At 70.4% G+C, this 26,820-nt stretch carries 26 protein-coding genes, 1 pseudogene and 1 riboswitch; of the genes and pseudogenes, 15 read left to right on the top strand and 12 right to left on the bottom strand.

Features of this window, described 5'->3' with window-relative positions; all coding sequences use genetic code 11:
* Nucleotides 1-536: 536 nt before the first annotated feature.
* Nucleotides 537-1,049 carry a serine/threonine protein kinase gene (locus A5700_RS08870; protein ID WP_068070984.1) on the top strand — a complete coding sequence of 171 codons (513 nt, stop codon included), beginning with the start codon at nucleotides 537-539 and terminating at the stop codon, nucleotides 1,047-1,049.
* A 3-nt stretch (nucleotides 1,050-1,052) separates the two neighbouring features.
* Here the strand turns inward: A5700_RS08870 and A5700_RS08865 are convergent, their stop codons facing one another.
* From A5700_RS08865 to thiO, 4 genes are read right to left on the bottom strand one after another with little or no spacing between them, the layout of a single operon-like run.
* Entirely contained in the window at nucleotides 1,053-1,826 is a 774-nt protein-coding gene (locus tag A5700_RS08865; protein WP_255377913.1) for an SGNH/GDSL hydrolase family protein, read from the bottom strand.
* Between the two features lie 4 nt (nucleotides 1,827-1,830).
* Complete coding sequence (locus A5700_RS08860) at nucleotides 1,831-2,607, bottom strand: thiazole synthase (protein WP_068070982.1); 777 nt, start codon at nucleotides 2,605-2,607, stop codon at nucleotides 1,831-1,833.
* Nucleotides 2,600-2,797, bottom strand: a complete 198-nt coding sequence (thiS, locus tag A5700_RS08855; protein ID WP_068070980.1) for a sulfur carrier protein ThiS — start codon at nucleotides 2,795-2,797, stop codon at nucleotides 2,600-2,602. The genes A5700_RS08860 and thiS overlap by 8 nt, the downstream gene beginning before the upstream one ends.
* Nucleotides 2,794-3,816: a glycine oxidase ThiO gene (gene thiO, locus A5700_RS08850; RefSeq protein ID WP_068070976.1), complete on the bottom strand. Its 1,023-nt coding sequence runs from the start codon at nucleotides 3,814-3,816 to the stop codon at nucleotides 2,794-2,796. The genes thiS and thiO overlap by 4 nt, the downstream gene beginning before the upstream one ends.
* 2 nt (nucleotides 3,817-3,818) lie before the next feature.
* A riboswitch (TPP riboswitch) is annotated at nucleotides 3,819-3,950 on the bottom strand.
* A 59-nt stretch (nucleotides 3,951-4,009) separates the two neighbouring features.
* Between thiO and thiE the strand changes: the two genes are divergently transcribed.
* On the top strand, nucleotides 4,010-4,672 hold the full coding sequence (gene thiE / locus A5700_RS08845; RefSeq protein WP_068070974.1) for a thiamine phosphate synthase: 663 nt from the start codon (nucleotides 4,010-4,012) through the stop codon (nucleotides 4,670-4,672).
* Here the strand turns inward: thiE and A5700_RS08840 are convergent.
* Entirely contained in the window at nucleotides 4,656-5,285 is a 630-nt protein-coding gene (locus A5700_RS08840) for an NUDIX hydrolase (RefSeq protein WP_068070972.1), read from the bottom strand. The genes thiE and A5700_RS08840 overlap by 17 nt on opposite strands.
* Before the next feature lie 133 nt (nucleotides 5,286-5,418).
* Here A5700_RS08840 and glnX point away from each other — a divergent pair, with 133 nt between their 5' ends.
* From glnX to A5700_RS08825, 3 genes are read left to right on the top strand one after another with little or no spacing between them, the layout of a single operon-like run.
* On the top strand, nucleotides 5,419-6,738 hold the full coding sequence (glnX, locus tag A5700_RS08835) for a protein kinase G-activating protein GlnX (RefSeq protein ID WP_068070970.1): 1,320 nt from the start codon (nucleotides 5,419-5,421) through the stop codon (nucleotides 6,736-6,738).
* Nucleotides 6,738-7,715 carry a glutamate ABC transporter substrate-binding protein gene (locus tag A5700_RS08830; RefSeq protein WP_068070968.1) on the top strand — a complete coding sequence of 326 codons (978 nt, stop codon included), beginning with the start codon at nucleotides 6,738-6,740 and terminating at the stop codon, nucleotides 7,713-7,715. Before glnX ends, A5700_RS08830 begins: the two co-directional genes overlap by 1 nt.
* The gene (locus A5700_RS08825) at nucleotides 7,715-10,009 is read left to right on the top strand and encodes a serine/threonine-protein kinase PknG (protein WP_068070965.1); all 2,295 of its coding nucleotides are present in this window, start codon (nucleotides 7,715-7,717) and stop codon (nucleotides 10,007-10,009) included. The genes A5700_RS08830 and A5700_RS08825 overlap by 1 nt, the downstream gene beginning before the upstream one ends.
* A 91-nt stretch (nucleotides 10,010-10,100) precedes the next feature.
* Here the strand turns inward: A5700_RS08825 and A5700_RS08820 are convergent, their stop codons facing one another.
* Nucleotides 10,101-10,955: an endonuclease domain-containing protein gene (locus tag A5700_RS08820; protein ID WP_068071049.1), complete on the bottom strand. Its 855-nt coding sequence runs from the start codon at nucleotides 10,953-10,955 to the stop codon at nucleotides 10,101-10,103.
* A 114-nt stretch (nucleotides 10,956-11,069) separates the two neighbouring features.
* Between A5700_RS08820 and A5700_RS08815 the strand changes: the two genes are divergently transcribed.
* Together A5700_RS08815 and A5700_RS08810 are read left to right on the top strand one after the other, a co-directional pair.
* Complete coding sequence (locus A5700_RS08815; protein WP_068070960.1) at nucleotides 11,070-12,386, top strand: DUF1800 domain-containing protein; 1,317 nt, start codon at nucleotides 11,070-11,072, stop codon at nucleotides 12,384-12,386.
* Between the two features lie 13 nt (nucleotides 12,387-12,399).
* Nucleotides 12,400-13,581, top strand: a complete 1,182-nt coding sequence (locus A5700_RS08810) for a DUF1501 domain-containing protein (protein WP_068070958.1) — start codon at nucleotides 12,400-12,402, stop codon at nucleotides 13,579-13,581.
* On the opposite strand, the gene A5700_RS08805 is transcribed toward A5700_RS08810, so the two are convergent.
* From A5700_RS08805 to fgd, 3 genes are read right to left on the bottom strand one after another with little or no spacing between them, the layout of a single operon-like run.
* A complete protein-coding gene (locus tag A5700_RS08805; RefSeq protein ID WP_068070957.1) occupies nucleotides 13,576-14,730 on the bottom strand; it encodes an acetate kinase in 1,155 nt (384 codons plus the stop codon). The two genes, A5700_RS08810 and A5700_RS08805, sit on opposite strands and share 6 nt — an antisense overlap.
* Complete coding sequence (gene pta / locus A5700_RS08800) at nucleotides 14,720-16,804, bottom strand: phosphate acetyltransferase (RefSeq protein ID WP_068070956.1); 2,085 nt, start codon at nucleotides 16,802-16,804, stop codon at nucleotides 14,720-14,722. The genes A5700_RS08805 and pta overlap by 11 nt, the downstream gene beginning before the upstream one ends.
* An 11-nt stretch (nucleotides 16,805-16,815) precedes the next feature.
* The gene (fgd, locus tag A5700_RS08795) at nucleotides 16,816-17,826 is read right to left on the bottom strand and encodes a glucose-6-phosphate dehydrogenase (coenzyme-F420) (protein ID WP_068070955.1); all 1,011 of its coding nucleotides are present in this window, start codon (nucleotides 17,824-17,826) and stop codon (nucleotides 16,816-16,818) included.
* A gap of 84 nt (nucleotides 17,827-17,910) precedes the next feature.
* Between fgd and A5700_RS08790 the strand changes: the two genes are divergently transcribed.
* Nucleotides 17,911-18,663: an MBL fold metallo-hydrolase gene (locus tag A5700_RS08790; protein ID WP_068070953.1), complete on the top strand. Its 753-nt coding sequence runs from the start codon at nucleotides 17,911-17,913 to the stop codon at nucleotides 18,661-18,663.
* Nucleotides 18,660-18,995 (top strand): YnfA family protein, encoded by a 336-nt coding sequence (locus tag A5700_RS08785; RefSeq protein WP_068070952.1) that lies wholly within the window; start codon nucleotides 18,660-18,662, stop codon nucleotides 18,993-18,995. The genes A5700_RS08790 and A5700_RS08785 overlap by 4 nt, the downstream gene beginning before the upstream one ends.
* A 6-nt stretch (nucleotides 18,996-19,001) precedes the next feature.
* Here A5700_RS08785 and A5700_RS08780 read toward each other — a convergent pair whose 3' ends face one another.
* The 3 genes from A5700_RS08780 to A5700_RS08770 are packed head-to-tail and all read right to left on the bottom strand — an operon-like array spanning nucleotide 19,002 to nucleotide 20,750.
* Complete coding sequence (locus A5700_RS08780; protein WP_068070951.1) at nucleotides 19,002-19,502, bottom strand: GNAT family N-acetyltransferase; 501 nt, start codon at nucleotides 19,500-19,502, stop codon at nucleotides 19,002-19,004.
* A complete protein-coding gene (locus A5700_RS08775; protein WP_068071047.1) occupies nucleotides 19,499-20,377 on the bottom strand; it encodes an SAM-dependent methyltransferase in 879 nt (292 codons plus the stop codon). The genes A5700_RS08780 and A5700_RS08775 overlap by 4 nt, the downstream gene beginning before the upstream one ends.
* A gap of 7 nt (nucleotides 20,378-20,384) precedes the next feature.
* Entirely contained in the window at nucleotides 20,385-20,750 is a 366-nt protein-coding gene (locus A5700_RS08770; protein ID WP_068070949.1) for a DUF3054 domain-containing protein, read from the bottom strand.
* A gap of 118 nt (nucleotides 20,751-20,868) precedes the next feature.
* On the opposite strand from A5700_RS08770, the gene A5700_RS08765 reads away from it, so the two are divergent.
* From A5700_RS08765 to A5700_RS08740, 6 genes and pseudogenes are all read left to right on the top strand, one after another.
* The gene (locus A5700_RS08765; RefSeq protein WP_068070947.1) at nucleotides 20,869-21,615 is read left to right on the top strand and encodes an SDR family NAD(P)-dependent oxidoreductase; all 747 of its coding nucleotides are present in this window, start codon (nucleotides 20,869-20,871) and stop codon (nucleotides 21,613-21,615) included.
* Nucleotides 21,616-21,630: 15 nt separating this feature from the next.
* A complete protein-coding gene (locus A5700_RS08760) occupies nucleotides 21,631-22,815 on the top strand; it encodes an acyl-CoA dehydrogenase family protein (RefSeq protein ID WP_068070945.1) in 1,185 nt (394 codons plus the stop codon).
* 24 nt (nucleotides 22,816-22,839) lie between these two features.
* On the top strand, nucleotides 22,840-23,988 hold the full coding sequence (locus A5700_RS08755; RefSeq protein WP_068204627.1) for an acyl-CoA dehydrogenase family protein: 1,149 nt from the start codon (nucleotides 22,840-22,842) through the stop codon (nucleotides 23,986-23,988).
* A gap of 7 nt (nucleotides 23,989-23,995) precedes the next feature.
* Nucleotides 23,996-24,667 carry a TetR/AcrR family transcriptional regulator gene (locus tag A5700_RS08750; protein ID WP_068070942.1) on the top strand — a complete coding sequence of 224 codons (672 nt, stop codon included), beginning with the start codon at nucleotides 23,996-23,998 and terminating at the stop codon, nucleotides 24,665-24,667.
* Between the two features lie 5 nt (nucleotides 24,668-24,672).
* Nucleotides 24,673-25,299 (top strand): hypothetical protein, encoded by a 627-nt coding sequence (locus A5700_RS08745; RefSeq protein WP_068070941.1) that lies wholly within the window; start codon nucleotides 24,673-24,675, stop codon nucleotides 25,297-25,299.
* Nucleotides 25,300-26,259: 960 nt separating this feature from the next.
* Nucleotides 26,260-26,616, top strand: a pseudogene (locus A5700_RS08740) (FAD-dependent oxidoreductase); the annotation flags it as partial.
* Nucleotides 26,617-26,820: the final 204 nt, after the last annotated feature.

Genomic DNA, 26,820 nt, shown 5'->3' with positions numbered 1-26,820 from the left:
CGGCGGTGCCGGGCGCGAGGCCGGGGCCGACCGTCACGCCGGCCAGCAGCGCGGCAACCACCCAGCCACGTGACGCGTGTGTCATCGATTCTCCAGTCAAGAGAGTTAGCTGGCGTCAAGCGGTGCTAACCATACCCGAGCGGAGTCGTCACGGCACTAGCAATGTGAAATCGGTTTGGGCGGCGCCCGCGGCCGTGCGCGGCTGGCCGGCCCGCTTCGGCTGCGAGCCGTTGTCGCGGCCGCCCCGAGGCGGGGTCGGCGCGCCGGCAAAATCGCAGGACGAGCGCCTGCGGTAAATCGGCGACGACGGGCCTGCCCGCACCGCGGCACCGACGCGGGGTGCGCCGCGACGAGTGGCCCGGCACGGCGGTCGGGCTCCGGTGCCGCCGCTGCGGGCGGTGCCATCGGCACGCCCCGCCAAGGGTCGGAATGCCGCCGTGCGGCGTTTGCCGAGGCGCCCACCGGCCGCGGGCGAGCGCGTCGGGGCCCCACCGGGCTGGCCGGCGGCGCGGCAGCTGAGCGAGTATGGGTCGGTGATGACCAACGCGTCACGTGGCTGGGTGGTTGCCGCGCTGCTGGCCGGCGTGACGGTCGGCCCCGGCCTCGCGCCCGGCACCGCCGACCCCGGAACACCTTCGGACGTCAACACGCTCGCCGCCTCGCTGTCCAAGGGCTACGGCTTGAACAACTGCACCGCCCAGAACGTCACCGCCGGGCAACTGGCCGCCTTCAACTGCGGGCAAAGCCCCGACCCGAGCGGCCCGGTGCAGGCCAAGTACGTCTTGTTCAGCGACGGCGACAGCATGAACCGGTTCTTTGCGACGAGCATCGGCGAGGACGTGCTGACGGCGTGCGGGGACAACGGCCAGTCCCCCACCATCTGGCACCAGGGCAGCGCCGACTCCAGCGCGGGGCAGCTGGCCTGCGGCACCTACCGGAACGCCGCGGAGATCATCTGGACCACGCAGGCCAAGAACATCGTGAGCTACCTGCGCGGCGGCACCGCCGACGTTGCGGCCCTGTACCGGTGGTGGCAGGCCAACGGCTGAGCGTCACAGCAAGGTGGCGACGAGCTCGGTTACCGCGCGCATGCCCGCGGCGTTGGGGTGCAGCGGCGCGGGCCGGCGCGGCAGCGGGACGCCGTACTTGGCCGGCGGCGTCGTCCACGGCTGGGCCGACCACGGGTGATGTTCCCGGCTGGCCGCCCCGGCACGGACGACCTCGCAGCCCGTCGCCATGGCCGCCTCGGCCGTGGCCCGCTCCAACGCGGCGGCGACATGGCGGCCCAGATCGGCGTCCGCGGCGCGGATCGGCCCCGCCGCCTCGCCCGCGGGCGGCAGCAAGGTCAGGTAATCGACGAACACGACCCGGGCGCGCGGCGCGCGGCGCCGCACCTCCCGGCCGACGACGCACAACGACTCGGCCACGTCGGCGAGCGCCCGATCGCGGGCGTCGCGGTCCAGCAGCTCCGCCACCCGAGGGCCCAGCAGCGGCGCCCGGCGGGTCCAGCCCGGCAACGAGGCGGCCATCAGCAGCGGCACGTAGCCGACGTCGTTGCCGCCGATCGTCACGGTCACCAGGGCTTCCGACCCGTCGAGCGCCGTCAGCTGCGGCGGGGCGCCGCGCTGTTCTTCGGCAAGCAGATGCGCGGTGGTCGCTCCGGAGAAGGTCACGTCGACGAGGTCCATCCCGCACCGGTCGGCGAGCAGGTGCGGGTAGTTGCGCGCCGAGCGGCCCGACCAGCGCGGGGCGCCGGGGGCACGGGGCGCAATGCCCGGCCCGGCGGCCATCGAACTGCCCAGCGCCACATACCGTTTCGGGGCCACGGGCTCAGCCGCCCGCCGCCGGCGGCGAGCCGGGGCTGGAGGCCTGCGCCCAGAACCGCTTGGGAATCCGCCCGGCGCGACGGGCCAGGTAGCCGGCGGTGACGGCGGCGGACATCGCGGCCGCCATGGCCCGCGGGTCGGCGGCCCGCGTCACCGCCGTGGCCAACAGCACGGCGTCGCAACCCAACTCCATCGCCAGGGCGGCGTCGCTGGCGGTGCCGATGCCGGCGTCGAGCACCACCGGCACCCCGGCCCGCGCGACGATCATCTCGATGTTGTGCGGGTTGGTGATGCCCAGCCCGGTGCCGATTGGCGAGCCCAGCGGCATGACGGCCGCACACCCGGCGTCCTCGAGCCGGGCCGCCAGCACCGGGTCGTCGTTGGTGTAGGGCAACACCACGAACCCGTCGTCAACCAATTGTTCTGCACCGCGGACCAATTCGATGGCGTCCGGCAGTAACGTGCGCTCGTCGGCGATCACCTCGAGCTTGATCCAGTTGGTGTCCAGCGCCTCGCGCGCCAGCTGCGCGGTGAGGACGGCCTCGGCCGCGCTGCGGCAGCCCGCGGTATTGGGCAGCGGGGTGATCCCCAGCCGGTTCAGCAGGTCCAGCAGCCCGGTCCCGCCCTCGGCGTCGACCCGGCGGATGGCGACGGTGGTCAGCTCGGTGCCGGAGGCGACGAGCGCGTCCTCGAGCACCGCCAGGTTGGTCGCTCCCCCGGTGCCCATGATGAGCCGCGAGGTGAAGCTGCGGTCCCCGATGGTGAGTTTGGAGTCAGCCACCTTGCACCGCCGTCACGATCTCGAGGCGGGCGCCGTCGGAAAGCTCGGCGGCCCAACGCGATCGGGGCAGGACCGCGTCGTCCATCGCCACCGCCACCCCGCGTTCGGGGAACCCCAGCGTGCTCAGCAACGCCGCCACGGTGGTGCGCTCGTCCACCTCGACCTTGCGTTCGTTGACCACGACGATCATGAGTGCACTCCCACCGGAACGAGCTCGGAGACGATCTGTTCGGCCGTCCATGGCGCCAGCAGGAACCCGGAACGGCCATGACCGGCCGCCACCAAGGTTCGCGCGTCCAGCCGGTGCACCAACGGCAGGTTGTCCGGCGTCATCGGGCGCAGCCCGGCCGCGGCCTCGGCCAGCTCGTATTCACCCAACGCCGGCAGCACCGCGCAGGCGTCGTCGAGCAGGTCCCGCACCCCGGACACGACCGGGGCCGTGTCGCGGCCGTGCTCGTACTGGGTGGCGCCGACGACCACCCCGTCCGCGCGCGGAACCAGGTACACCTGCCGCCCGTGCACCCGCGCGCGAATCACGCGTTGCGGCAACGGCATACAGCCCTTGCGCCAGCGCAGGCGCAGCACCTCGCCCTTGACGGGGCGCACCGGCAGGCCGGGCCACAGCGAAGGCGCGTCGATGCCGTTGGCGAGCACGACGGCGTCGGCGCTCACGTCGGACAGGTCGCGCACCGGCGGCGCCCACCGCACGCCCAGCCGCTCGCATTCGGCGCTCAACGCGTCCAGCACCGCCCGGTTGTCCACCGCCAGTTCGGTGGGGGCCCGGAAACCGTGCCGGATGCCCCGCGCCAGCAGGGGTTCGAGGTCGCGGGCGGCCGACTCCCACACCACCGGATGCCCCTGCGCCGAGAGCCATTCGGCGACCGTGCGCAGGTCCGCGACGTCGGCCCGGTCCACGGCCACCACCAACGACTCGCGGGCGGTGACCACCCCGGGCGGCAACCCGTCGAGGAACCCGCCCTCGCGCCACAACCGCAGCGACTCCAGGCCCAGCCGCAACAGCTGCTCCTCGCCGGGCCAGCCCTCGCTGTGCGGGGCCAGCATGCCGCCGGCCACCCAGGAGGCGCCCCGCTCGCTGCCCCGGTGCACCCGCACCGACCATCCGGCCTGCGTCGCCCGCCGCGCCACCGCCAGCCCGATCACGCCGCCGCCGACGACCGCCAACGACCCCATCTCGGGGCCGGTCGGCATCCCACTCATCCTCCAAGCCTCCCTTCGCCGGCATGATCCGGATCAGGTGTGACGGTAAGGGCAGATCCAGATGCTCTGGCTGTGCCCACTCTCAGCCCCGCAGCGACGAACCCGGGACTCCCGTGTCGAGTAATTCTCCGGCTCCACGCTAGCGCGCTAGCGTCGCGGTGTGCAGATTCCCGTAGATGAACGAATGTCCCGCCTGGCCGCGGCGCGGTTATATCTGTGCACCGACGCGCGGCGCGAGCGCGGCGACCTGGCCGAGTTCGCCGACGCCGCCCTGGCCGGTGGGGTGGACATCATCCAGCTGCGCGACAAAGGCTCCGCCGCTGAACAGCGGTTCGGGCCGTTGGAGGCCCGCGACGAGTTGGCGGCGTGTGAGGTGCTCGCCGAGGCGGCCCACCGGCACGGCGCCCTGTTCGCGGTCAACGACCGCGCCGACATCGCCCGGGCAGCCGGGGCGGACGTGCTGCACCTGGGGCAGGGTGACCTCCCGCTGGACGTCGCGCGGGACATCGCCGGGCCGGAGGTGTTGCTCGGGCTGTCGAGCCACGACGCCGAGCAGGCCGCCGCGGCGGCCGCTCCCGGGGGGCCGGACTACTTCTGCGTCGGCCCCTGCTGGCCCACCCCCACCAAGCCCGGCCGCGCGGCGCCGGGCCTCGCGCTGGTCGCGGCCGCCGCGCGGCTGCACGCCGACAAGCCATGGTTTGCGATCGGCGGGATCGACACGCAGCGGCTACCCGACGTGCTCGAAGCGGGCGCCCGGCGCGTGGTGGTGGTGCGGGCGATCACCGCGGCCGAGGACCCGCGGGCGGCCGCCGCCCGGCTGCGGGCGGCGCTTACAGCAGCGCGTTGATGCGGCTGCTGAGCGGCGACGGCGTCTCGTCGGCCCGCAGCGGGTCGCCGGGCATGCACCACACGAACACGCCCGCCTCGATCTCCAGCGTCCGCGGCAGTTGCCGCCGACGTTCGTCCCCGGCGCCGAGCGGCAGCAGCGCGGGCTCGGTGCGCAGTCGTTGCCAGCTGGCGGCGAAGCCGGGGTGCAGCGGCAGATCGGCAACCTCGTTCTCGTCGACCCAGCGCATCTCCGCGCTCTCCCCGTTCGGGACGGTGTGCAGCAGTTCGTCGGCGTCGGCGACGACGGTGGTGTAGGTCCACTGGGCGCCGCCGGCGCCGGCGACGCTGGCCGTCACCACCGTCGCGCGCACCGACAACAACTCGGCGCGGACACCGGCCTCCTCGTGCGCTTCCCGAACGGCCGTCTCCTCCGGCGTCTCGTGGCTGTCCCGGGCGCCGCCGGGCAGCCCCCAGGTTCCGCCCTGGTGGCTCCAGACCGCGCGGTGCTGCAACAGCACCGCCGGCGTGCCGTCGGCTTGCGGGGCGCGCAGCAACAAACCGGCCGCGCCGTAGCGACCCCAGAAGTGCGCGCCGCCGTCGGAGAGCACCCACCCGTCACCGTCGCCGCGCACGGGTTCAGGATATGCAGTGTGCGCTCGATGAATCGGTCCGCCTCCACCCATCGGCCTCGACATTCTCTTAGAATTCGCTTATAGAGGTCGGTGCAGCGAATTTCCGTGGCGAAGAGACGAGGGCTGATCACACGTGACGGTTGAGCTGGCGCATCCGTCGACCGAGCCGCAGGGAATGCGCTCGCCGGCCGAACCAGCCCATCCGCGCTGGTGGTTCATCTCGACGACGCCGGGCCGCATCCTGACCATCGGCATCGTGCTGGCGGTGCTCGGCGGCATCTGCGCGTTCGCCACCTCGACCACCATCAACCACCGCCAGCAGGTGCTCACCACGGTCCTCAACCACACCGAGCCGCTGTCGTTCGCCGCCGGCCGGCTGTACACCACGTTGTCGGTGGCCGACGCGGCGGCGGCCACCGCATTCATCGCCGAGGCCGAGCCGCAGCCGGTGCGGCAGCGCTACGAGCAGGCCATCACCGATGCGGCGGTGGCGGTGACGCGGGCGTCCAGCGGGCTCACCGACGAGCCGCTGGTGCAGCTGCTGGGCCGCATCAACGCCGAACTGGCCGTCTACACCGGGCTCATCGAGATCGCCCGGACCAACAACCGGGAGGGCAACCCGGTCGGTTCGTCGTATCTGTCGGAGGCCTCCGGGCTGATGCAGACGACGATCCTGCCCGACGCCGCGCAGCTCTACCAGGCCACCTCGGATCGCGTCGACGCCGAGACCACGGCGTCCACCCAGATCCCGGCGCCGGTCATCCTCGTGGTGAGCGCGACCGCCGTCTTCGGCGCCTTCTCGCATCGCTGGCTGGCGCGGCGCACCCGGCGTCGCATCAACCCCGGTCTGATCGTCGGTGCGCTCGCTATTCTCGTCATGGTGGTCTGGGTCGGAACTGCGCTAACCATCTCTACGGCGGCCAGTCGTAGCGCGAAGAACACTGCCGCCGAGTCGCTCAAGACCGTCACCAACGTCGCGATCACCGCCCAGCAAGCGCGGGCCGACGAGACGTTGTCGCTGATCCGCCGCGGCGACGAGGAGAAGCGCAAACAGGCTTTCTACCAGCGCATCGACGCCATGCACCGGCAGCTCGACCAGTACATGTCGCGCAGCGACGCCGTCGACAAGCCGGACCTGGAGGGCGCCGATCAGCTGCTGCTGCGCTGGCGGCAGGCCAACGACAGGATCAGCTCCTACATTTCGGTGGGTAACTACCGGGCCGCCACGCAGGTCGCGCTGGGCAGCAGCGAGGACGACTCCACCCCGGCCTTCGACAAGCTCGAGGACGAGTTGGTCAAGGCGATGGACCAGAGCCGCACCCGCCTGCGCAACGACGTCATCAACGCCCGCAGCGGCCTGTCCGGCGCCCAGGTGGGCGGCGTGGTGCTCAGCCTCGGCGCCGCCGTGGCTGTCGCCCTCGGCCTGTGGCCGCGGCTGAAAGAGTATCGGTAGTGCGCCGCCTGCACCGGCTCCGCCGAGCGGGCGCCGCGCTGGCCGCGGTGACGCTGCTGGCCGGCTGCGGGCACACCGAATCGCTGACCGTGGCCAGCGTCCCGACGCTGCCACCGCCGACCCCCGTCGGCATGGAGCAGCTGCCGCCCGAGCCGCCGCTTCCGACCGACGGGCCCACCCAGAGCTGCGACCTGACCGCCAGCCTGCGGCCCTTCAACACCAAGGCCGAAGCCGACGCCGCCGTCGCCGACATCCGCGCCCGCGGGCGGCTGATCGTCGGGCTCGACATCGGCAGCAACCTGTTCAGCTTCCGCGACCCCATCACCGGTGAGATCACCGGCTTCGACGTCGACATCGCCGGCGAGATCGCGCGCGACATCTTCGGCGCCCCCTCGCACGTCGAATACCGCATCCTGTCCTCGGACGAGCGCGTCACCGCGCTGCAGAACTCCGAGGTCGACGTCGTCGTCAAAACCATGACCATCACCTGCGACCGACGCAAGCTGGTGAACTTCTCCACCGTCTACCTCGATGCCAACCAGCGGATCCTCACCCCGCGGGACTCCTCGATCGCCAAGGTGAACGACCTGTCCGGCAAGCGGGTGTGCGTGGCCAAGGGCACCACGTCCCTGCACCGCATCCGGCAGATCGACCCGCCGCCGGTGGTGGTGTCCGTCGTCAACTGGGCCGACTGCCTGGTCGCGATGCAGCAGCGGGAGATCGACGCCGTCAGCACCGACGACTCGATTCTCGCCGGGCTGGTCGAGGAGGACCCGTACCTGCACATCGTCGGGCCCAACATGGCGACCCAGCCCTACGGCATCGGCGTCAACCTCTACAACACCGGCCTGGTGCGGTTCGTCAACGGCACGCTCGAGCGGATCCGGCGCGACGGCACCTGGAACACGTTGTACCGCAAATGGTTGACGGTGCTCGGTCCGGCGCCGGCCCCGCCCACGCCCAGGTACAGCGACTGATGGCCGAGCTCGAAAAGCACACCGACGAGCCGGAAGCCGGCGCCGAGGACGCGGGCCCCGGCACCCAACCCGCCGAGGCCCAGAGCGGCGCGACGGGCCGCATCCAGGCCACCCAGGCGCTGTATCGGCCAGACTTCGACGACGACGACGAGGACGACGACTTCCCGCACATCTCGCTGGGCACCCTGGACACCGATTCGCAGGACCGCATGACGGTCGCCACCCGGGTGTTGCCGCCGGTCCGCCAGCTCGGGGGCGGGCTGGTCGAGATCCCCCGGGTGCGCGACATCGACCCTCTCGAAGCCCTGATGACCAACCCGGTGGTGCCGGAGTCCAAGCGGTTCTGCTGGAACTGCGGGAAGCCGGTCGGCCGCAAGAGCAAGGAGGGCAAGGGCCCGTCGCAGGGGCATTGCAAGGCCTGCGGTAGCCCGTATTCCTTTCTGCCGCAACTGAGTCCGGGCGACATCGTCGCCGGCCAGTACGAGGTCAAGGGCTGCATCGCGCACGGCGGCCTGGGCTGGGTGTATCTGGCGTTCGACCACAACGTCAACGACCGGCCGGTGGTGCTCAAAGGCCTGGTGCATTCCGGTGACGCGGAAGCCCAGGCGATCGCGATGGCCGAACGGCAGTTCCTCGCCGAGGTGGTCCACCCGCAGATCGTGCAGATCTTCAACTTCGTCGAACACCCGGACCGGCAAGGCGATCCGGTCGGCTACATCGTCATGGAGTACGTCGGCGGGCAGTCGCTCAAGCACGGCTCCAAACTCGGCAAGGACGGCAAGCTCTCCGTCGCCGAGGCCATCGGCTTCCTGCTGGAGATCCTGCCCGCCCTGGCCTACCTGCACTCCATCGGCCTGGTCTACAACGACCTCAAGCCGGAGAACATCATGCTCACCGAGGAGCAGCTCAAGCTGATCGACCTGGGTGCGGTGTCGCGGATCAACTCGTTCGGCTACCTCTACGGCACGCCCGGATTCCAGGCGCCCGAGATCGTGCGGACCGGGCCGACGATCGCCACCGACATCTACACGGTGGGGCGGACGCTCGCGGCGCTGACGTTGAACCTGCCCACCCGCAACGGCCGCTACGTCGACGGTCTGCCCGACGACGACCCGGTGCTCGCCAAATACGACTCGTTTCGCCGATTGTTGCGCCGCGCAACCGATCCCGACCCGCGGCGCCGGTTCGCCAACACCCAGGAGATGTCGGCGCAGCTGATGGGCGTGCTGCGGGAAGTCGTCGCCCGCGACACCGGGGTGCCGCGCACCGGCCTGTCGACCATCTTCAGTCCCAGCCGCTCGACGTTCGGCGTGGACCTGCTGGTCGCGCACACCGACGTGTACCTCGACGGCCAGGTGCACTCCGAGCGGCTGACCGCACGGGAGATCGTGACCGCGCTGCAGGTTCCGCTGGTCAACCCGGCCGACGTCGCCTCTCCCGTGCTGCAGGCGACGGTGCTGTCGCAGCCGGTGCAGACGCTGGACTCGTTGCGCGCCGCGCGCCACGGCTCGCTGGACACCGACGGGGTCGAGCTCTCCGAGTCGGTCGAGTTGCCGCTGATGGAGGTGCGCGCGTTGCTGGACCTCGGCGACGTCGCCAAGGCCACCCGCAAGCTCGACGACCTGGCCGAGCGGGTGGGCTGGCAGTGGCGGCTGGTGTGGTATCGGGCCGTCGCCGAGCTGTTGACCGGCGACTACGAGTCCGCCACAATGCATTTCACCGAGGTACTGGACACCTTTCCCGGCGAGCTGGCGCCCAAGCTGGCGTTGGCTGCCACCGCCGAGCTGGCCGGTGACGTCGACGAGCACCGGTTCTACGAGACGGTGTGGAAGACCAACGACGGCGTGATCTCCGCGGCGTTCGGGTTGGCCAGGTCGTTGTCCGCCGAGGGCGACCGTGCCGCCGCGGTGCGCACGCTGGACGAAGTGCCGCCCACCTCACGGCATTTCACCACTGCCCGGCTGACCAGCGCGGTGACGCTGTTGTCGGGCCGGAGCAAGAGCGAGATCACCGAGGAGGACATCCGCGACGCCGCCCGGCGGGTCGAGGCGCTGCCGCCGACCGAGCCGCGGGTGCTGCAGATCCGCGCGCTGGTGCTGGGCTGCGCGATGGATTGGCTGGAGGACAACAAGGCCAGCACCAACCACATCCTCGGCTTCCCGTTCACCGAGCACGGGTTGCGGCTGGGGGTGGAGGCGTCGCTGCGCAACCTGGCCCGCGTCGCGCCCACCCAGCGGCATCGCTACGCGCTGGTCGACATGGCCAACCGCGTGCGACCGACGAGCACGTTCTAGCCTTCGCGTTGTCGCGCCCGCGCGCCCCGGCGTTTCGTCGAGTGTGCGTCCAGGGCGGAGAATCGGCGCGAAACCCGCCCTCAGCGCACACTCAAAGCCCTGAACGCACACGCGAGGCCTGCAGCGCCGCGCGGACACGCCGCACCACATCGACGGGGTGGTCCTCGGCGACGACCCGCACGACGATCCAGCCCAGTCGCTCCAGCGTTTCCAGGCGTCGAACGTCTTTCACGTATTGCCGTCGGTCCGTTCGGTGTTGATCACCGTCGTATTCGACGGCCACCATGGGCTCTTCCCAGCCCATGTCGAGGTAGGCGAAGGGAACGCCGTCCGCGCCTGGCACCGGTATCTGCGTTCGCGGCCGGGGCAGGCCGGCGTCGACGAGCAGTAGCCGCAGGTAGCTCTCCCGCGGAGACTGGGCTCCCGGATCGACCAGCCGCAGGGCGGTTTCGAGTTGCCGCAGGCCTGGCGATCGAGGGTGGCGCCGCGCGACGGTGAGCACGTCGTCGGCGTGGACGCCCGTCGCCCGGGCGAGCGCGTCGAGGCGGGCGACGGCGGAATGGACGGCTCCGCGCCGTCCGATATCGAAGGCGGTGCGCTCGGGCGTGGTCACGGCGCGGCCGCCGATGGTCTGCGACTCGCCGTCGGCCAGCGCGCACCGGCGCGTCAGCACACCGCGCGGCGCGCGGGGCCTGTCGCAGATCAGCTCGACCGGAACGGTGTCCGGTATCCACCCGGCCCCGAGCAGGAACGCGGCGGCGGCCCCCGCGACGACGGCGCGGCCACCGGCCCACAGCCACGCCGCCGCGATGCGCGACTCGAGGCCGGTTGCGGCGTCCTTCCCGAGATAAACGTCGGGAAACACCGCGCGGTATCGCGTCCGCAACTGGTGTCGGCTCAACGCACCACAGCGCAGCGCCCGGCTACCGACAAACGGCTCCTCCATGCCCCGCAGGATCACACGCGTGTGCCGCGACCCGTCGACGGGCGTACACAGGCTTCACAAGAAAAACGCAAGAAAACTCAGCAAACCTTCAGCTCGACACCGCACAGTTGAGCCATGCCGGGGCAGTCCACTGCGTGGCTCACCACGGCCCGGGCGCTGCGCCGGGCCGGTTTCGGCGTGACCGGGCCCGAGGTCGACGCCGCCGTCGCCCGCGACTGGGCCGGCTACGTCGACGCCATACTGGCGGCGGACCCCGACGCCGACCCCGGCGCGCGCGCCACCCCGATGCCGACCCTCGAGCCGCCCCGCCCGCCGGGCAAGGGCGCCACGCCCGCCGCGCGCAAGGCCTACAACCAGCAGCTCTCCGAGCAGCAGACGACGCTGTCCGACTGGTGGCTGCGCCGCATGGCCACCGCCGGCCAGCCGGCCCACGAGAAGTTGACCTTGTTGTGGCACAACCACTTTGCCACCTCGGCGCAAAAGGTGCGCGTCGCCGCGTACATGGCGGCGCAGAACCAGAAACTGCGCACCCTGTCGCTGGGCGACTTCCGCACCCTGGCCTACGCCATGCTCACCGACGCCGCCATGCTGCGCTGGCTGGACGGCCAGGCGAACACGGCCAAGGCCCCCAACGAGAACCTGGCCCGCGAGTTCATGGAGCTGTTCGCCCTGGGCCACGGCAACGGTTACACCGAGGCCGACGTGCGCGACGGCGCCCGCGCGCTGACCGGATGGGTCATCGGCGGCCAGGGCGCCGCCACGCTGACACCCAAACGCCACGACGGGGCGGCCAAGACGCTGTTCGGGGTGACGCGCGACTTCGACGCCTCGGACTTCTGCGAGGCCGTGCTCTCGCAACCCGAGTCGGCGCAGTACGTCGCCGGCCGGCTGTGGCGGCAGCTGGCGTCCGACGGCCCGGCGTCGGGTGCGGTGCTCGACAGGCTGGTCGCCGCCTATGGACCGGGGCGTGATCTGCGCGCCCTCACCCGCGCGATCCTGACCGACCCCGAGTTTCTCGGGTCCCGCGCCACGGTGGTCAACACCCCGGTCGAATGGCTCGTCGGCGTGGTCCGCGCGCTGCGGGTGCCGATCGACACCCCGGCGCGGGCGAAGACGCTCGACGCGACGCTGCGCACCCTCGGCCAACGGCCGTTCTACCCGCCCAGCGTGGGCGGCTGGCCCAGCGGCCCGGTGTGGCTCTCCACCGCCAGCGCCGGGATCCGGCTGCGCGCCGCGACGCAGTTGGCGCGCTCCGGGAACCTGGCGCCCGTGGAGGACGTCGCCCCCGCCGACCGCATCGACGCCGTCGGCTACCTGATCGGCGTCGGCGACTGGTCGGACCGCACCGTCAAGGCGCTGCAGCCCTTGCTTGGCCAACCGCCGCAGTTGGTCGCGGCGGCCGTCAACACCCCCGAATACCTGACCTCCTAGGCGGACCAAGACGATGAACCGTCGCAAATTCCTGCTCGCCAGCGCGGGCGTCGGCGCCGCCGGGCTGTTGTCCGGCAGCGTCGCCGTCGGCTGGCCTGACCTGCTGCGCGCCGCCCACGACCGTCCCCTCGCCGCCGACGCGGGCGTGCTGGTGATCGTCACGCTGTACGGCGGCAACGACGGCATCAACACCCTGATCCCCTACGCGGACAACGCCTATCACGACGCCCGTCCCGAGCTCGCCTACGCCGCGGGCGACGTGTTGCACCTCGACGAGCAGCTGGGTCTCAACCCCGCGTTGAAGGGCTTGGCGCAGCTGTGGGGCCGGCGTCAACTCGCGATCGTGCGCGGCGTCGGTTATCCGCGGCCCGACCACAGCCACTTCCGTTCCATGGACATCTGGCAGACGGCCTCACCGTCCGAGCCGGTTCCGACCGGCTGGATCGGTCGCTGGCTCGACGCCACCGGGGACGACCCGTTGCGGGCGGTGAACGTCGGGGCGGTCCTGCCGCCGCTGGCCGTCGGGGCGAAGTGCACGGCGGCCGCGCTCACGCCGGACGCGGCGACGGGCAGGGCCGAAACGTTCGCCGCCGTCATGACCGCGCTGGGCGATGACGACCCACATGACACCCCGGCGATGGCCGCGGTGTGCAAGGCCTACCGCGCCGCGCGCACCGCCGACGCGGCGTTCTCCTCGGTTAAACCCGCTACGCACGAACGTAATTCGCTGGCAGCACAGCTGAGCGTGGTCGCCGAGGCGATCAAGGCGCGCGTCCCGACGCGGGTATACACCGTGCAGTTGGGCGGGTTCGACACCCATGCCGGCGAACGCGCCACCCAGCAGCGCCAGCTGCAGACGCTCGACGAGGCCGTCACCGGATTCCTGGGCCAGCTGGCCGGCGACCCGTGCGGGCGCAACGTCGTGCTGATGGCGTACTCGGAGTTCGGCCGCCGGGTGCGGGCGAACGCGTCGCAAGGGACCGACCACGGCACCGCCGGCCCGGTCTTCATCGCGGGCGCGCCCGTGCGCGGCGGCTTCTACGGCGCGGAACCCAGCCTGACCGACCTCGACAACGGAGACCTGCGCTACAGCACCGATTTTCGCGACGTGTACGCCGAGCTGCTGACGCGAACGCTGGGTACCGACCCCACGCCCTCGGTCGGCGCCGGCCGCACCAGCCTCGGCTTCCTATAGGACGTCGACGCAGTCGCGGGCGATGGCCAGCTCTTCGTTCGTCGGGATCACCAGCACCGTGATCGGCGAGCCGTCGGCGGAGATCAGCCGTTCCCCCGTGCCGTCGCCGCCGTTGCGGTCCTCGTCCAGCACGATACCCAGCTCCCCCAGGCCCGCCAACGCGTCGCGGCGCACCGTCGCGTCGTTCTCACCGATCCCGGCGGTGAAGGTGATGACGTCGGTGTGGCCCAGCACCGCCAGGTAGGCGCCGAGGTATTTGCGCAGCCGATGGATGAACACGCTGTACGCCAATTGGGCTGCAGCGTCGCCTGATTCGACCATTTTGTGCAGCCGGCGGAAGTCACGCTGGCCGCACAGCCCCAACACCCCGGAGCGCTGGTTGAGCATGACCTCGATGTCGTCGACCTCCATCTGAGCGGTGTGCGACAGGTAGGCCACGACGCTGGGGTCGATGTCGCCGCTGCGGGTGCCCATCACCAGCCCCTCCAGCGGGGTCAGCCCCATGGAGGTTTCGACCGCTCGGCCGGCCGCGATCGCCGAGGCCGACGCGCCGTTGCCCAGGTGCAGGACAATCTGATTCACACTCTGCAAGCTCACGCCCAAGAACGCGGCGGCGCGTTCGCTGACGTAGCGGTGTGACGTGCCGTGGAAGCCGTAGCGGCGGATCTGCCATCGCTCGGCGAGCTCCCGGTCGATCGCGTAGGTTGCCGCCGCGGCCGGCAGGTCGTGGAAGAAGCCGGTGTCGAACACGGCGACGTGGGGCACGTCGGGCAGCAGCTTGCGCGCCACCTCGATACCTGCGAGCGCGGGCGGATTGTGCAGCGGAGCCAACTCCGACAGGCCCTTGAGCTCGCCCAGAACCGCGTCGTCGACCACTGTGGGACGATGAAACCTGTTGCCGCCGTGGACCACGCGATGCCCGACCGCCACCAGACCGCACTGCCCGAGGTCGATGCCGTCGTCACCCAGCGCGTCGAAGGCGCGCCGCAGCGCCGCCGCGTGGTCGGGTACGCCGGACGAGTCCTCGCCGATCCGCTCGACGTTGCCGGTCGCGCGGGCCGCACCGGAGTCGGGGTCGACCAGTTTGTACTTCAGCGACGAGGACCCGGAGTTGATCACCAGAACCACACGCGCCGTGTCACTGGTCATTCGAGCCGCCCTGCGCCTGGATCGCCGTGATGGCGATCGTGTTGACGATGTCTTCGACCAAGGCGCCCCGGGACAGGTCGTTGACCGGCTTGCGCAGCCCTTGCAGCACCGGGCCGATCGCCACTGCTCCGGCGCTGCGCTGCACCGCCTTGTAGGTGTTGTTGCCGGTGTTCAGGTCCGGGAAGATCAGCACGGTCGCGCGCCCGGCCACCGGGGAGTCCCGCAACTTGGTGGCCGCGACAGAGGGCTCGATCGCCGCGTCGTACTGGATGGGTCCTTCGACCGGCAACTGCGGCGCCCGCGCGCGCACCAAATCCGTTGCGGCCTTCACCTTGTCCACGTCGGCACCGGTGCCCGAATCACCGGTGGAGTAGGACAGCAGCGCCACCCGCGGTTCGATCCCGAACTGGGCGGCGGTGCGCGCCGACGAGATCGCGATGTCGGCCAGCTGCTCCGGCGTCGGGTTGGGGATGATCGCGCAGTCGCCATAGGCCAGGACCCGGTCGGGCAGGCACATCAAGAAGATGCTCGACACCGTGGACACGTCCGGGACGGTCTTGATGATCTCGAACGCCGGCCGCACGGTGTGCGCCGTGGTGTGGGCGGCACCAGAGACCATGCCGTCGACCATGCCGTTGTACACCAGCATGGTGCCGAAATACGTTGCCTCGCCGACGACTTCACGGGCCCGCTCGATGGTGACGCCCTTCGCCTTGCGCAGGTCGGCGTACTGCTCGGCGAAGTGCTCACGCAGGTCGCTGGTGCGCGGGTCGAGCACCTTGGCGCCGTCAAGGTCGACGCCGAGTTCGCCGGAGCGCTGCCGGATCCGCGCCTCGTCGCCCAGGATGGTCACGTCCGCGACGCGGCGTTGCAGCACCCGGCCCGCCGACTTGAGGATCCGGTCGTCGTCGCCCTCGGGCAACACGATGTGCTTGCGATCCGAGCGGGCCTGCAGCGTCAACCGGTGGATGAACATCGTCGGCGTGATCACGTCGGGTATCGGAATCGCCAGTTGGGCAAGCAGATCCGAGACGTCGACGTAGCGGTCCATCAACTCCAGCGCGGTATCGATCTTGCGTTGCGAGGTGGCCGTGACCCGGCCGCGGGCCGCGGCGGCCGCGCTCGCGGTGTCGTAGGTGCCCAGCGCGGTGGCGACGATCGGCAGCCGCAGCCGCAGCCCGGCCACCAGCGCCGCGATGGACGGGTGCAGGGCGAAGCCGCCGTTGAGCACGATGCACGACAGCGACGGAAACCCCTCCGCCGCATGGGCACTCGCGACGGCGAGCACCACGTCCGAGCGGTCACCGGGGGTGATCACCGCCATCCCGTCGCGCAGCCGCTCCAGCACATGGTCGGCGGTCATCCCCGCGACGAGGATCCCGGTCACCTCGCGTTCGCGCAGCGAGGCCTCGCCGCTGACGGACGTCCCGTGCACGGCGCGCTCCAGCTCGGTGACGGTCGGCGCCGACAGCAGCGGCTCGTCGGGCAGCACGTAGCTGTGCAGGGCGAAGGCGCGCAGTGCCTCGGCGACCGTCCCGAGTTGGGTCGGGTCGCATCGGTTGGCGATCACCGCCGCCGTGTGGGCGCGCTGCGCCGACAGCTCGGCCACGCACACCTCGACGACCCGGCCGACCTCCTCGGCGGTGCGGCCCTTCCCGCTGACAGCCAGCAACACCGGCGCGCCGAGGTTGACCGCGATCCGGGCGTTCACCGCGAGCTCGGCGGGCCGCGTCACGTCTGTGTAGTCACTGCCGACGATCACCACGGCATCGCACGATTCGGCCATCGCGTGATAGGCGTCGACAATGCCGGCGATCGCGGCGTCGGCGTCGGCGTGCAGCTGCTGGTACGTCGCGCCGGCGCACTGCTCGTAGGACAGGCCCGCCGTGGTGTGCCCTAGCAGCAGCTCCAGGATGTAGTCGCGGCCGCTATCGGTTCTGATGATCGGCCGGAACACCCCGACTCGCGCGACCGTCGCGGTCAACCGGTGCAGCAGCCCGAGCGCGATCGTCGACTTGCCGGTCTCCGGCTCGGGGGCGGCGACATAGATCGCCCGGGCGGGACCCGAGACCATCTGCCCGCCGATCAGGCCAGCCGGCGCAGCCTGGGCGCCAGATCCTTCTCGAACAGTTCCAGGAATCGGCGCTGATCGTGACCGGGCGCATGGAACACCAGGTGGTTGAGGCCCCAGTCGACGTAATCCTTGACCTTCGCGACCGCCTCGTCGGGATCCGACGCCACGATCCAACGCTTGGCGACCTGTTCGATCGGCAACTCGTCGGCGGCCTTCTCCATCTCCAACGGGTCGTGGATGCTGGTCTTCTGCTCGGCGGTCAGCGACAGCGGCGCCCAGAACCGGGTGTTCTCCAGCGCCAGCTCGGGGTCGGTGTCGTAGGAGATCTTGATCTCGATCATCCGGTCCACGTCGTCGGGATTCTTGCCGGCGGCCTCCGCGCCTTCCTTCATCGCGGGGATCAGCTTGTCCTTGTAGAGTTCCTCGCCCTTGCCGGAGGTGCAGATGAACCCGTCGCCGGCGCGGCCCGCGTACTTGGCCACCTGCGGGCCGCCGGCCGCGATGTAGATCGGGATGCCGCCCTCGGGCACGTCGTAGATCGAGGCGCCCTTGGTGTGGTAGTACTCGCCCTCGAAGTCGACGCGGTCACCGAGCCAGAGCTCGCGCATCAATCGCACCGATTCGCGCAGCCGGGCGTAGCGCTCCTTGAACTCCGGCCAGTCGCCCTCGTATCCGGTGGCGATTTCGTTGAGCGACTCGCCGGTGCCGACGCCCAGGAAGATGCGGCCCGGGTAGAGGCAGCCCATGGTGGCGAACGCCTGGGCGATGACGGCGGGGTTGTAGCGGAACGTCGGGGTGAGCACCGAGGTGCCCAGCTGCAGCCGCTTGGTGCGCTCGCCGACGGCGGTCATCCAGGCCAGCGAGAACGGCGCGTGCCCGCCCTCGTGCCGCCAGGGCTGGAAGTGGTCGCTGACGGTGGCGCTGTCCATGCCGTGGTCCTCGGCAGCGACGGCGAGTTCGACGAGCTCACGCGGTGCGAATTGTTCGGCGGATGCTTTGTACCCAAGTTTCAATTCAGCCACGGGTTCTTTTCTACTCCTATCGCGGCCGTCGCGACCCGCCGCGCCCGGCTTCGCCGCGCTTGCGATCGCTTTACACTCGCCGGCATGGGATCGGCACCGGCACTCGTTCAAGTCACCGACACGGTCCACCTCGCCGTCGGCGAGGCCGTCAACTGGACGTTGGTCGCCGACGGCACCGGGGTGATGCTGATCGACGCCGGTTACCCGGGTGACCGCGAGGACGTGGTGGGGACGCTGCGCCGACTGGGCTACGAGCCCGGCGACGTGCGCGCGATCTTGTTGACGCACGCGCACATCGACCACCTGGGATCGGCGATCTGGTTCGCCAAGGAGTTCGGGACCGCCGTGTATTGCCACGCCGACGAGGTCGGACACGCCAAACGGGAGTATCTGGAACAGGTTTCGATCAGCGATCTCGCGGTGCGCCTCTGGCGGCCCCGGTGGGCGGCGTGGACCGTGCACGTCGTGCGCAGCGGCGGTCTCAACCGCGAAGGGATCCCGACCACCCAACCGCTGACTACCGACATAGCGGCCACGCTGCCCGGTCGCCCGCGGGCGGTGTTCAGCCCCGGGCACACGCACGGCCACTGCTCCTACCTGGTCGACGGCGTGCTCGCCAGCGGCGACGCCCTGGTCACCGGGCACCCGCTGATCCGCCACGACGGACCCCAACTGCTGCCGTCGATCTTCAGCTACAGCCAGGAGGACTGCATCCGAACGCTGTCGGCGCTTGCCCTGCTGGAGACCGAGACCCTGGCGCCCGGGCATGGCCCGTTGTGGCGCGGCCCCATCCGCGAGGCCACCGACGCGGCGCTGCGTAAGGCGGGCGCTCGTTGACGGTCGCCAAGTCGATTGCGCTGTTCGTCCTGGCCGCGGCGTTGGAGATCGGCGGTGCATGGCTGGTGTGGCAGGGCGTCCGCGCGCATCGCGGACTGCTGTGGGCCGCAGGCGGCGTCGTCGCGCTGGGCGCCTACGGCTTCGTCGCCACGTTGCAGCCCGACGCCCACTTCGGCCGGATATTGGCGGCCTACGGCGGCGTGTTCGTCGCCGGATCGCTGTTGTGGGGCATGGCCTTCGACGGGTTCCGGCCCGATCGCTGGGACGTCGCCGGGGCGGTGATCTGCCTGCTGGGCGTCGCGGTCATCATGTACGCGCCGCGCGGCCATTGACCGCGCTCAGCGCGGGGGCGTCAGCCACTTTTCGAAGGCGATCGGTCGGAACGGTCCCCAGTTCGGTATCGGGTCGGGCGGCACCCTGGTGTACCCCGTTGCGTCGTAGAGCGATTCGGCTTCCGGCTGGCGGTTGCCGGTGATCAAGTAGATCCGCCGATAGCCACGCGCGGCCGTCTCCGCCTCGAGCGCCGCCAGCAACGTCCGCGCGTACCCGCGTCGCCGGTGCGCGCTGTCGGTCCAAATCCGTTTCAGCTCCGCGGTTTGTGAGTCGTAGCGCCGAAACGCACCGCCGGTGACGGCGACGCCGTCCAGCACGCCGATCAACAGTCCGCCGTCGGGAGGCGCCAACTCGGCCTCGGGCACCGGCAACCACGTGAGGTGGGTGCTCGGCGTGCCGCCGTAGCGCTCGGCGTATTCCACCGCCAGCTCGGCCAGCAGGGGCTCCGCCAGCGGATCGTTGTGGGCCGCCGACACGAACCGAAGCCGGCCGGGCACGGTCGTCACGCCGTGACCTCCGCGGTGACGTATTCCGGAATCAACGCCGGGTGGCCCGAGCGGTCGCGTCGCGGCGTCGCCGCGCCGACGGCAGCGCACACCTCGTCGACGCGGCGCTTGACGGTGGCCCAGCCGCGGTCCGTCAAATAATCAGGCACGTAACGGTATTCGCCGGGGTAGGTCAGGCTGGCCAGGTCGACGTCCAGGCCGCGGCGGCGCCAGCCGTCGACGAAGTGCCGTTCGGCCTCCAGCTGCAACGGGCTCCACACGGGCAGGTGATCGGCGGCGAGGCGGCTGCCGGGGGCGCTGGCGGCGGTGAGGTGGGTGAGCACCCGGTCCTGGACCTCCGGCGTCAGGTATCCGACGAAGAGCTGCTCGGCCACCCACACCGTCGGCAGCGCGGCGTCGAAGCCCACCCGCCGCAGCGCCTCGGGCCAGTCCGCGCTCAGATCGATGCCAATGCCGCGACGATGTGCGGTCAATTGTGCCTGAAGACCTTGCAGCACAACGTCTTTGAAATCAAGAACCTCGGGCCGGTCAACTTCGTACACCGTCGTTCCCGGCGGCCACCAGAGCCGAAACGCCCGGGTGTCCAGCCCCGGCGCCAGCAGCACCACCTGGCGGATACCGGCCCGGCCCGCGTCGGCGAGATAGCCGTCGACGAACCGGGTGTGCGCGGCCAACGCCGCAGCGAGGCCCGGCGTCGCCACGCCGTCGTCCGCCGCGAACACCTCATCCTCGATCAGGCGGGCGAAGTACTCGATGCCGGCGGCGCGCACCAGGGCCTCGGCGTACGGGTCGTTCAGCGTTCCCTTGCTGGTGGCCGCGGCCCGCACCGCGGCAGCAAACGTCGCGGGCACGCCCACCGCCGCCACCGCCGCCATGGTCACCTCAGGCTTTGCGCCGCAGAGCGAGCCCGACGGCCGCTCGCCAGCCCACCAACAGCAGCGCGGTGACCGACGCCGCCACGACCACGAAGCTCGCGGCGACTCCGGCGGACGTCGCCTTGCGCAACACCATGCCGACGATCACGGTGCACAGCCAGACGACCACCCCGGTCGGCCGCACGGCGGTCGGCGCGCGCCAGGCGCGCGACGCCACCCACCCGACGGCGGTCCCGGCGAGAAACGGCCACGCCGTCGCGGCGACCCCGGTGACGGTGATGCCCTCGGCGTGGCTGCGGCGCCCGACCGCGCAGAACACCAGCACCCCGAGGACGTCCACCGCGAGCCAGGCCGGCCGCCGGAGCCTACGCATGCCGCGAGACTACCGGGCGGCCGCCGGGCCGCCGAGACGGGCAGAACTGCGCTGACCCCTTAGCGGTGGCACCGGCACCCTTGACCCCGCATTCGCGGTGAACGTAAGTTCGTCGCCAATGAACGAGCATTCACACAGCACGACGGCGGTGGTGACCGGTGCCGGTTCGGGCATCGGCAAGGCGATCGCGCTGGCGTTCGCCGCGCGGGGCCACCGGGTCATCGCCGCGGACCTCGACGAGGCGGCCGCGGGCGCGACAGCAAGGGAGCGACCCGAGCTCATCACCGCCCTACCCGTGGATGTGGCCGACGCCGCGCAGGTCCAGACGCTGCGCGACCGGACGCACGCCGAGGTCGGCGTGCCCCGCGTCGTGGTGAACGCCGCCGGCTGGGACCGCACTGATCAATTCCTCAACGCCACACCGGAATTCGCCGCGAAGGTGGTGGCCATCAACTATCTGGGGCCGGTGCACGTCTGCGCCGCGTTCCTGCCCGGGATGGTCGACGCGCAGGCCGGTGGGCGCATCGTCAACCTGGCCAGCGACGCCGGCCGCGTCGGCAGCGCCGGCGAATCGATCTACGCCGGCGCCAAGGGCGGCGTCATCGCGCTGACCAAATCGCTGGCCCGGGAGATGGCCCGCCACCAGATCACGGTCAACTGCGTGTGCCCGGGACCGACCGACACCCCGCTGTTCCACGCGCAGCCCGAGAAGCTCAAGGAAGCGCTGGTCAAGGCCATCCCGTTCCGTCGGCTGGCCCGCCCCGAGGAGGTCGCCGCGCCGGTGTTGTTCTTCGCCTCCGACGCCGCGTCGTTCATCACCGGACAGGTGATCAGCGTCAGCGGTGGTTTGACCATGGCAGGTTAGTGGCAGGCTGCAAACATGAGCACTCAGACACCGCCTGCCTTCGACCGCTTCGACCCGCTGGGGCTCGACGCCTCGCTGTCCGACGACGAGCTGGCGGTCCGCGACACCGTCCGGCAGTTCTGCGCCGAGCACGTCCTCCCGCACGTGGCCGAGTGGTTCGAGATCGGTGATCTGCCGGTGCGCGACCTCGCCAAGCAGTTCGGCCAGCTCGGGCTGCTCGGCATGCACCTGGAGGGCTACGGCTGCGGCGGCGCCTCGGCCGTGCACTACGGGCTGGCGTGCACCGAGTTGGAGGCCGCCGACTCCGGACTGCGCTCCATGGTCTCGGTGCAAGGCTCGCTGGCGATGTTCGCAATCTGGAAGTTCGGCTCGGAGGAGCAGAAGAAGGAGTGGCTGCCCGCGATGGCCGCGGGCGAGCTGCTCGGCTGTTTCGGGCTGACCGAACCCGACATCGGATCCGATCCCGCCGCGATGAAGACCCGGGCCCGCCGGGACGGATCGGACTGGGTGATCAACGGCCGCAAGCTGTGGATCACCAACGGATCGGTTGCCGACGTGGCGGTCGTGTGGGCCGCCACCGACGACGGCATCCGCGGTTTCGTCGTCCCCACCAGGACGGCCGGGTTCACCGCCAACACCATTCACCACAAACTGTCGCTGCGGGCGTCCATCACCAGCGAGCTCGTGCTCGACGACGTCCGGGTGCCCGCCGACGCGATCCTTCCCGGCGCCACCGGCCTGCGGGGACCGTTGTCGTGTCTGTCCGAGGCCCGTTACGGCATCATCTGGGGATCGATGGGCGCGGCGCGCTCGGCGTGGCAGGCGGCCCTCGATTACGCCACGCAGCGCACCCAATTCGGCCGCCCGATCGCCGGGTTCCAGCTGACTCAGGCCAAACTGGTCGACATGGCCGTCGAGCTGCACAAGGGCCAACTTTTGTCGCTGCACCTCGGCCGGCTCAAAGACACCGTCGGGCTGCGGCCCGAACAGGTCAGCTTCGGCAAACTCAACAACACGCGCGAGGCGATCGAGATCTGCCGCACCGCGCGAACCATATTGGGCGGCAACGGCATATCGCTGGAGTACCCGGTGATCCGGCACATGGTGAACCTGGAATCGGTGCTGACCTACGAAGGCACGCCCGAGATGCACCAGCTCATCCTCGGCCAGGCATTCACCGGCAGCGACGCCTTCCGCTGACCGTCACTGGTAAGGAGCAGTTCGGTGCCCGCACGCCTGGAATACACCCCGGAACATCACCAGTTCAGGGACCTGGTCCAGGATTTCGTGCGCCGGACCGTCGTCCCGCACCACGAGGATTGGGAACGCGACGGGCAGTGGGGCCGGTCGTTGTTCGTCGAAGCCGGCAAGGTCGGGTTGTTGGGCTTCTCGGTGCCCGAGAGCCTCGGCGGTCCCGGCGTCCACGACTTCCGCTACAACGCGATCGTGATCGACGAGCTGCAGCGGGCGGGGGCGGCCGCGGAATCCATCGCGTTCACCCTGCAAAACGACATCGTGCTGCCGTACCTCACCGACCTGACGACGCCCGAGCAGCAACAGCGGTGGCTGCCCGGCGTGGTCACCGGTGAGACGGTGCTGGGCATCGCGATGACCGAGCCCGGCACGGGCAGCGACCTCGCCGGGATCCGCACCGCCGCGGTGCGCGACGGCGACGACTACGTCGTCAACGGCGCCAAGACGTTCATCTCCAACGGGCAAAGCGGTGACCTGTTCGTTGTCGCGGTGCGCACCTCCCCGGATCGGCACAAGGGGCTGTCGCTGTTGGTGGTGGACGCCGACACCCCGGGTTTTCAGCGCGGCCGCAACCTGGAAAAGATCGGCCTGCACGCCCAAGACACCAGCGAGCTCACCTTCACCGACATGCGGGTGCCCGCCGAGAACCTGCTCGGTGAGGAGGGCAGCGGGTTCTACCAGCTGGTGCGAAACCTGCCGCAAGAGCGGCTCGCGCTCGGCGTGGGAGCGGTCGCCGCCGCGGAAGGCATTCTCGCCGACACGCTGGACTACGTGCGCGACCGCAAGGCGTTCGGCGCACCGATCGCCAGCTTCCAGCACAGCCAGTTCGTACTCGCCGAGTTGGCGACCGAAATAGACGTCGCCCGAACCTATCTCGACGACTGCCTCGCCGAACACCTCGCCGGCGGCCTCACCGCCGCGCGGGCCGCCCGGCTAAAATGGTGGACCACCGATCTGCAGGTCCGCACGGCCGACCGATGCCTGCAACTGCACGGCGGACACGGCTACATGCGCGAATACAGCGTGGCCCGCGCGTTCGTCGACGCCCGCATCCAAACCATCTACGGCGGCACCAACGAGATCATGAAGACCATCATCGCCAAGGACCTGGGCATCTGAGGCAGCCGTGAGCACCGACGTCGGCGACTACGGCTCCCTGCCGGTCCAAGAGGCCGTCCGGGCGGCGCGGGCCAGCTCGCGCCGCCGCCAGCTGCTCGACGCCGCGGTGAAGGTGATGGGCAGGACCGGCTTTCACCAGATGTCGATGCAGGACCTCGCCGCCGAGGCCAAGGTCAGCGTCGGCCTCATCTACCGGTACTTCGGCGGCAAGGAGGACCTGCTGCTGGCGACCATCGTGCGGATCCTCGACGTGTTCCGCGATCAGCTGGCGCCGGTCATGGACGCCGCGGGCGACGACGTCGTCGACCAGCTGACCGCCGGTATCCGGCGGTACGTTGAGATCGTCGACGAGAACCGCGACGGGGTGGTGCTGACCTACCGGGAGAGCTGGACCCTCGCGGCGCCCGACCGCGCGCGCATCAAGGAACTCGAAATCGCCAGTGCCGCACCGCTACGCACGGTGATCGAGGCAGGGATCGCGGCCGGCGTGTTCCGCGCCGTCGACGTCGACTTGGCCGTCTACAACGTCCTGATGCTGGCCCACGGGTGGGCCCTCAAGCACTGGCACTTCGGGCCGGTCTACAGCGTCGAGGACTACATCCGGCTTCAGACCCGGCACCTGCTGCACGCACTGATTCGCGACAACCGTCGCGCCGAATACGCGCGCATGCTGGAATAAGACCCATGAGATTCACCGGGTCCCGGGCCCGCCACGCCCTCGCCGCGCTGGCCGTTGGCGCGCTGGCCGGGCTGCCGACAGCCGGTGCCGACCCGGCGGTCACGTTGCCCGCCATGACGTCCGGCGGCGGCGGTCCGATCATCGGCGGCGGCGGCGCGGCGTCGGGAATCTCGGCCCAGCTGTTCAGCTTCGGCAACCCGAGCGTCATCCAGGAGGTCGACGGCTCGGACGCCGCCCAATTCATCAACGCGGCCGCGGCCGTATCGAACCAACAGCTCGCGGCCCCCTTCACGCTGTTGCGCCGGGCACTGGCGTGCCAGACCAACAATGCCGGCTTCGGCGCCCGCGCTTACCGGCGCAACGACGGGCAATGGGGAGGCGCCATGTTGATCGCGGCCAAGAGCGCCACCCCCAACGTCGACGACCTGAGCAGCTGCGCGAAGACGAACTGGCGGCGCACCGCGGCCGGCGGCGAATCCGCGATGTGCAACAACGGCTGGACCACTCCGACCTCTTATCAGACCCGACGCAACGGCGAGGTCTACTACATCTTCCTCGCCGGCACCGCTTCGGACTTCTGCAGCGACCTCAACGCCAAGTACAAAACCGACGCCAACGGGTGGCCCTTCTAGGGTCCGCGCCCCGCCGCGAAACCGTCTGAGGCTCGGCCCTTTTCGCGCGGACAGAACCGCAGCGCGACGCCAGCACGCGGCGCCAAACGAGGCAATGCGCTTTTGAATTGAATTCAATGTGGCCGGCAATGGCGCGCCTCGCGAGCCAGAATGGGCGTTCGATGTTAGCGCTACAACCGAACCAGCGCAGATTAACGGTCACTTTTTCTTTGCCTTTTATATTCATTGCCTTTGGCCTGCCAGCAGGCCGAAACACGTTGTCGGCAAGCCGAACCGCGCGCACACGGGTAGCCGGCGAATTTTTAAGAATTGTGTTGGCGTCTGTTCAATAGCAGCGTATGCTTCTCGCATCGGGCATCCAGAGAATGGTCTCCCGAAAACGAAGGGGGTTCTGATATGTCACGTCGTACCGGCAAAATCGTCCTCGCGCTGGTTCTCGCCTTTGCCGCACCCGCCATGTCGGCGTGCGATATACCGCTCACGATCGACTGCGGTCCCGGCTTAACCTGCGTCTGATGCCGTGTCGATAGGCCCCGCCGGAAGGCGGGGCCTATCGCTCTTAGTCAGCACCGCAGTTCGCCGCGGTCGGTGAAGCCATTGCCAGCGCCTGCATTTGGCTGGGCGGCAAGGCGTTTCGCCGAGAGCACGGGCGCGGCAACGACCCGCGAACGCGCGGTCAATCTCCGTGCTCGATCTCCAACGACGTTGCCTGCCACGCTGTTTCACGTCGCCCGCCTGGCCACGCGCCACCCGAGGCCGACCGGCACGGCGACCCGCCAATGCTCCCTGTGACGGCTGCGGCCGCCGCGCGCCCCGCCCCGCCACCGAGCCGCGCCGGCCCCGCAAACCATGGCGGCACGGGCCGCCGCACCCGTTCCTGGTGACTTCCGTCACTGCGTCTCGACCGACGTCATAGGGTGGAGGTCGTGCTGCGGAACTAGGCCAACGGGAGGGGCAGCTATGGCGCGCCATCGTGTCGTCATCATCGGAAGCGGATTCGGCGGGCTGACGGCGGCGAAGGCGCTCAAACGCGCGGACGTCGACATCACGCTCATCTCCCGGACCACGACCCACCTCTTCCAACCGCTGCTCTACCAGGTCGCGACCGGCATCCTGTCCGAGGGCGACATCGCGCCCACCACCCGCCTGGTGCTCCGCAGGCAGAAGAACGTCCGGGTGTTGTGGGGCGACGTCTCCGCCATCGACCTCGGGACCAAGACCGTCAAGTCCCACCTGATGGGCATGGACACCGAAACGCCGTTCGACAGCCTCATCGTGGCGGCCGGCGCGCAGCAGTCCTACTTCGGCCACGACGAAGGTCAGGCGCCGTTTCCGCTCGGCCGGGTCGGTGGCCACCTCGGCGGCCTCGAAGGCTCCGAGGATGCGGCCGCGTAGCTCGAGCGCGTCGTCGATGCTTTTCATGCCGGGCGCGAAGGCGGCGTACTCGTCGTGGCCGAAGTAGGACTGCTGCGCGCCGGCCGCCACGATGAGGCTGTCGAACGGCGTTTCGGTGTCCATGCC

Origin of the sequence: Mycobacterium sp. E1214, assembly GCF_001666755.1 — a bacterium.
Classification (GTDB): Bacteria; Actinomycetota; Actinomycetes; order Mycobacteriales; family Mycobacteriaceae; genus Mycobacterium.
Note: the sequence above shows the minus strand (reverse complement) of the source record. Positions and strands in the feature narration are given on the sequence as shown.

What these genes read in the sequence shown, in the direction of transcription:
- A5700_RS08870 (WP_068070984.1), top strand. Translation starts at nt 537, where the DNA reads ATGACCAACGCGTCACGTGGCTGGGTGGTTGCCGCGCTGCTGGCCGGC.
- thiS (WP_068070980.1), bottom strand. Translation starts at nt 2,797, where the DNA reads ATGATCGTCGTGGTCAACGAACGCAAGGTCGAGGTGGACGAGCGCACC.
- thiO (WP_068070976.1), bottom strand. Translation starts at nt 3,816, where the DNA reads ATGCCGACCGGCCCCGAGATGGGGTCGTTGGCGGTCGTCGGCGGCGGC.
- thiE (WP_068070974.1), top strand. Translation starts at nt 4,010, where the DNA reads ATGTCCCGCCTGGCCGCGGCGCGGTTATATCTGTGCACCGACGCGCGG.
- A5700_RS08825 (WP_068070965.1), top strand. Translation starts at nt 7,715, where the DNA reads ATGGCCGAGCTCGAAAAGCACACCGACGAGCCGGAAGCCGGCGCCGAG.
- A5700_RS08820 (WP_068071049.1), bottom strand. Translation starts at nt 10,955, where the DNA reads ATGGAGGAGCCGTTTGTCGGTAGCCGGGCGCTGCGCTGTGGTGCGTTG.
- A5700_RS08815 (WP_068070960.1), top strand. Translation starts at nt 11,070, where the DNA reads ATGCCGGGGCAGTCCACTGCGTGGCTCACCACGGCCCGGGCGCTGCGC.
- A5700_RS08810 (WP_068070958.1), top strand. Translation starts at nt 12,400, where the DNA reads ATGAACCGTCGCAAATTCCTGCTCGCCAGCGCGGGCGTCGGCGCCGCC.
- A5700_RS08805 (WP_068070957.1), bottom strand. Translation starts at nt 14,730, where the DNA reads ATGACCAGTGACACGGCGCGTGTGGTTCTGGTGATCAACTCCGGGTCC.
- pta (WP_068070956.1), bottom strand. Translation starts at nt 16,804, where the DNA reads ATGGTCTCGGGTCCCGCCCGGGCGATCTATGTCGCCGCCCCCGAGCCG.
- A5700_RS08790 (WP_068070953.1), top strand. Translation starts at nt 17,911, where the DNA reads ATGGGATCGGCACCGGCACTCGTTCAAGTCACCGACACGGTCCACCTC.
- A5700_RS08775 (WP_068071047.1), bottom strand. Translation starts at nt 20,377, where the DNA reads ATGGCGGCGGTGGCGGCGGTGGGCGTGCCCGCGACGTTTGCTGCCGCG.
- A5700_RS08770 (WP_068070949.1), bottom strand. Translation starts at nt 20,750, where the DNA reads ATGCGTAGGCTCCGGCGGCCGGCCTGGCTCGCGGTGGACGTCCTCGGG.
- A5700_RS08765 (WP_068070947.1), top strand. Translation starts at nt 20,869, where the DNA reads ATGAACGAGCATTCACACAGCACGACGGCGGTGGTGACCGGTGCCGGT.
- A5700_RS08760 (WP_068070945.1), top strand. Translation starts at nt 21,631, where the DNA reads ATGAGCACTCAGACACCGCCTGCCTTCGACCGCTTCGACCCGCTGGGG.
- A5700_RS08745 (WP_068070941.1), top strand. Translation starts at nt 24,673, where the DNA reads ATGAGATTCACCGGGTCCCGGGCCCGCCACGCCCTCGCCGCGCTGGCC.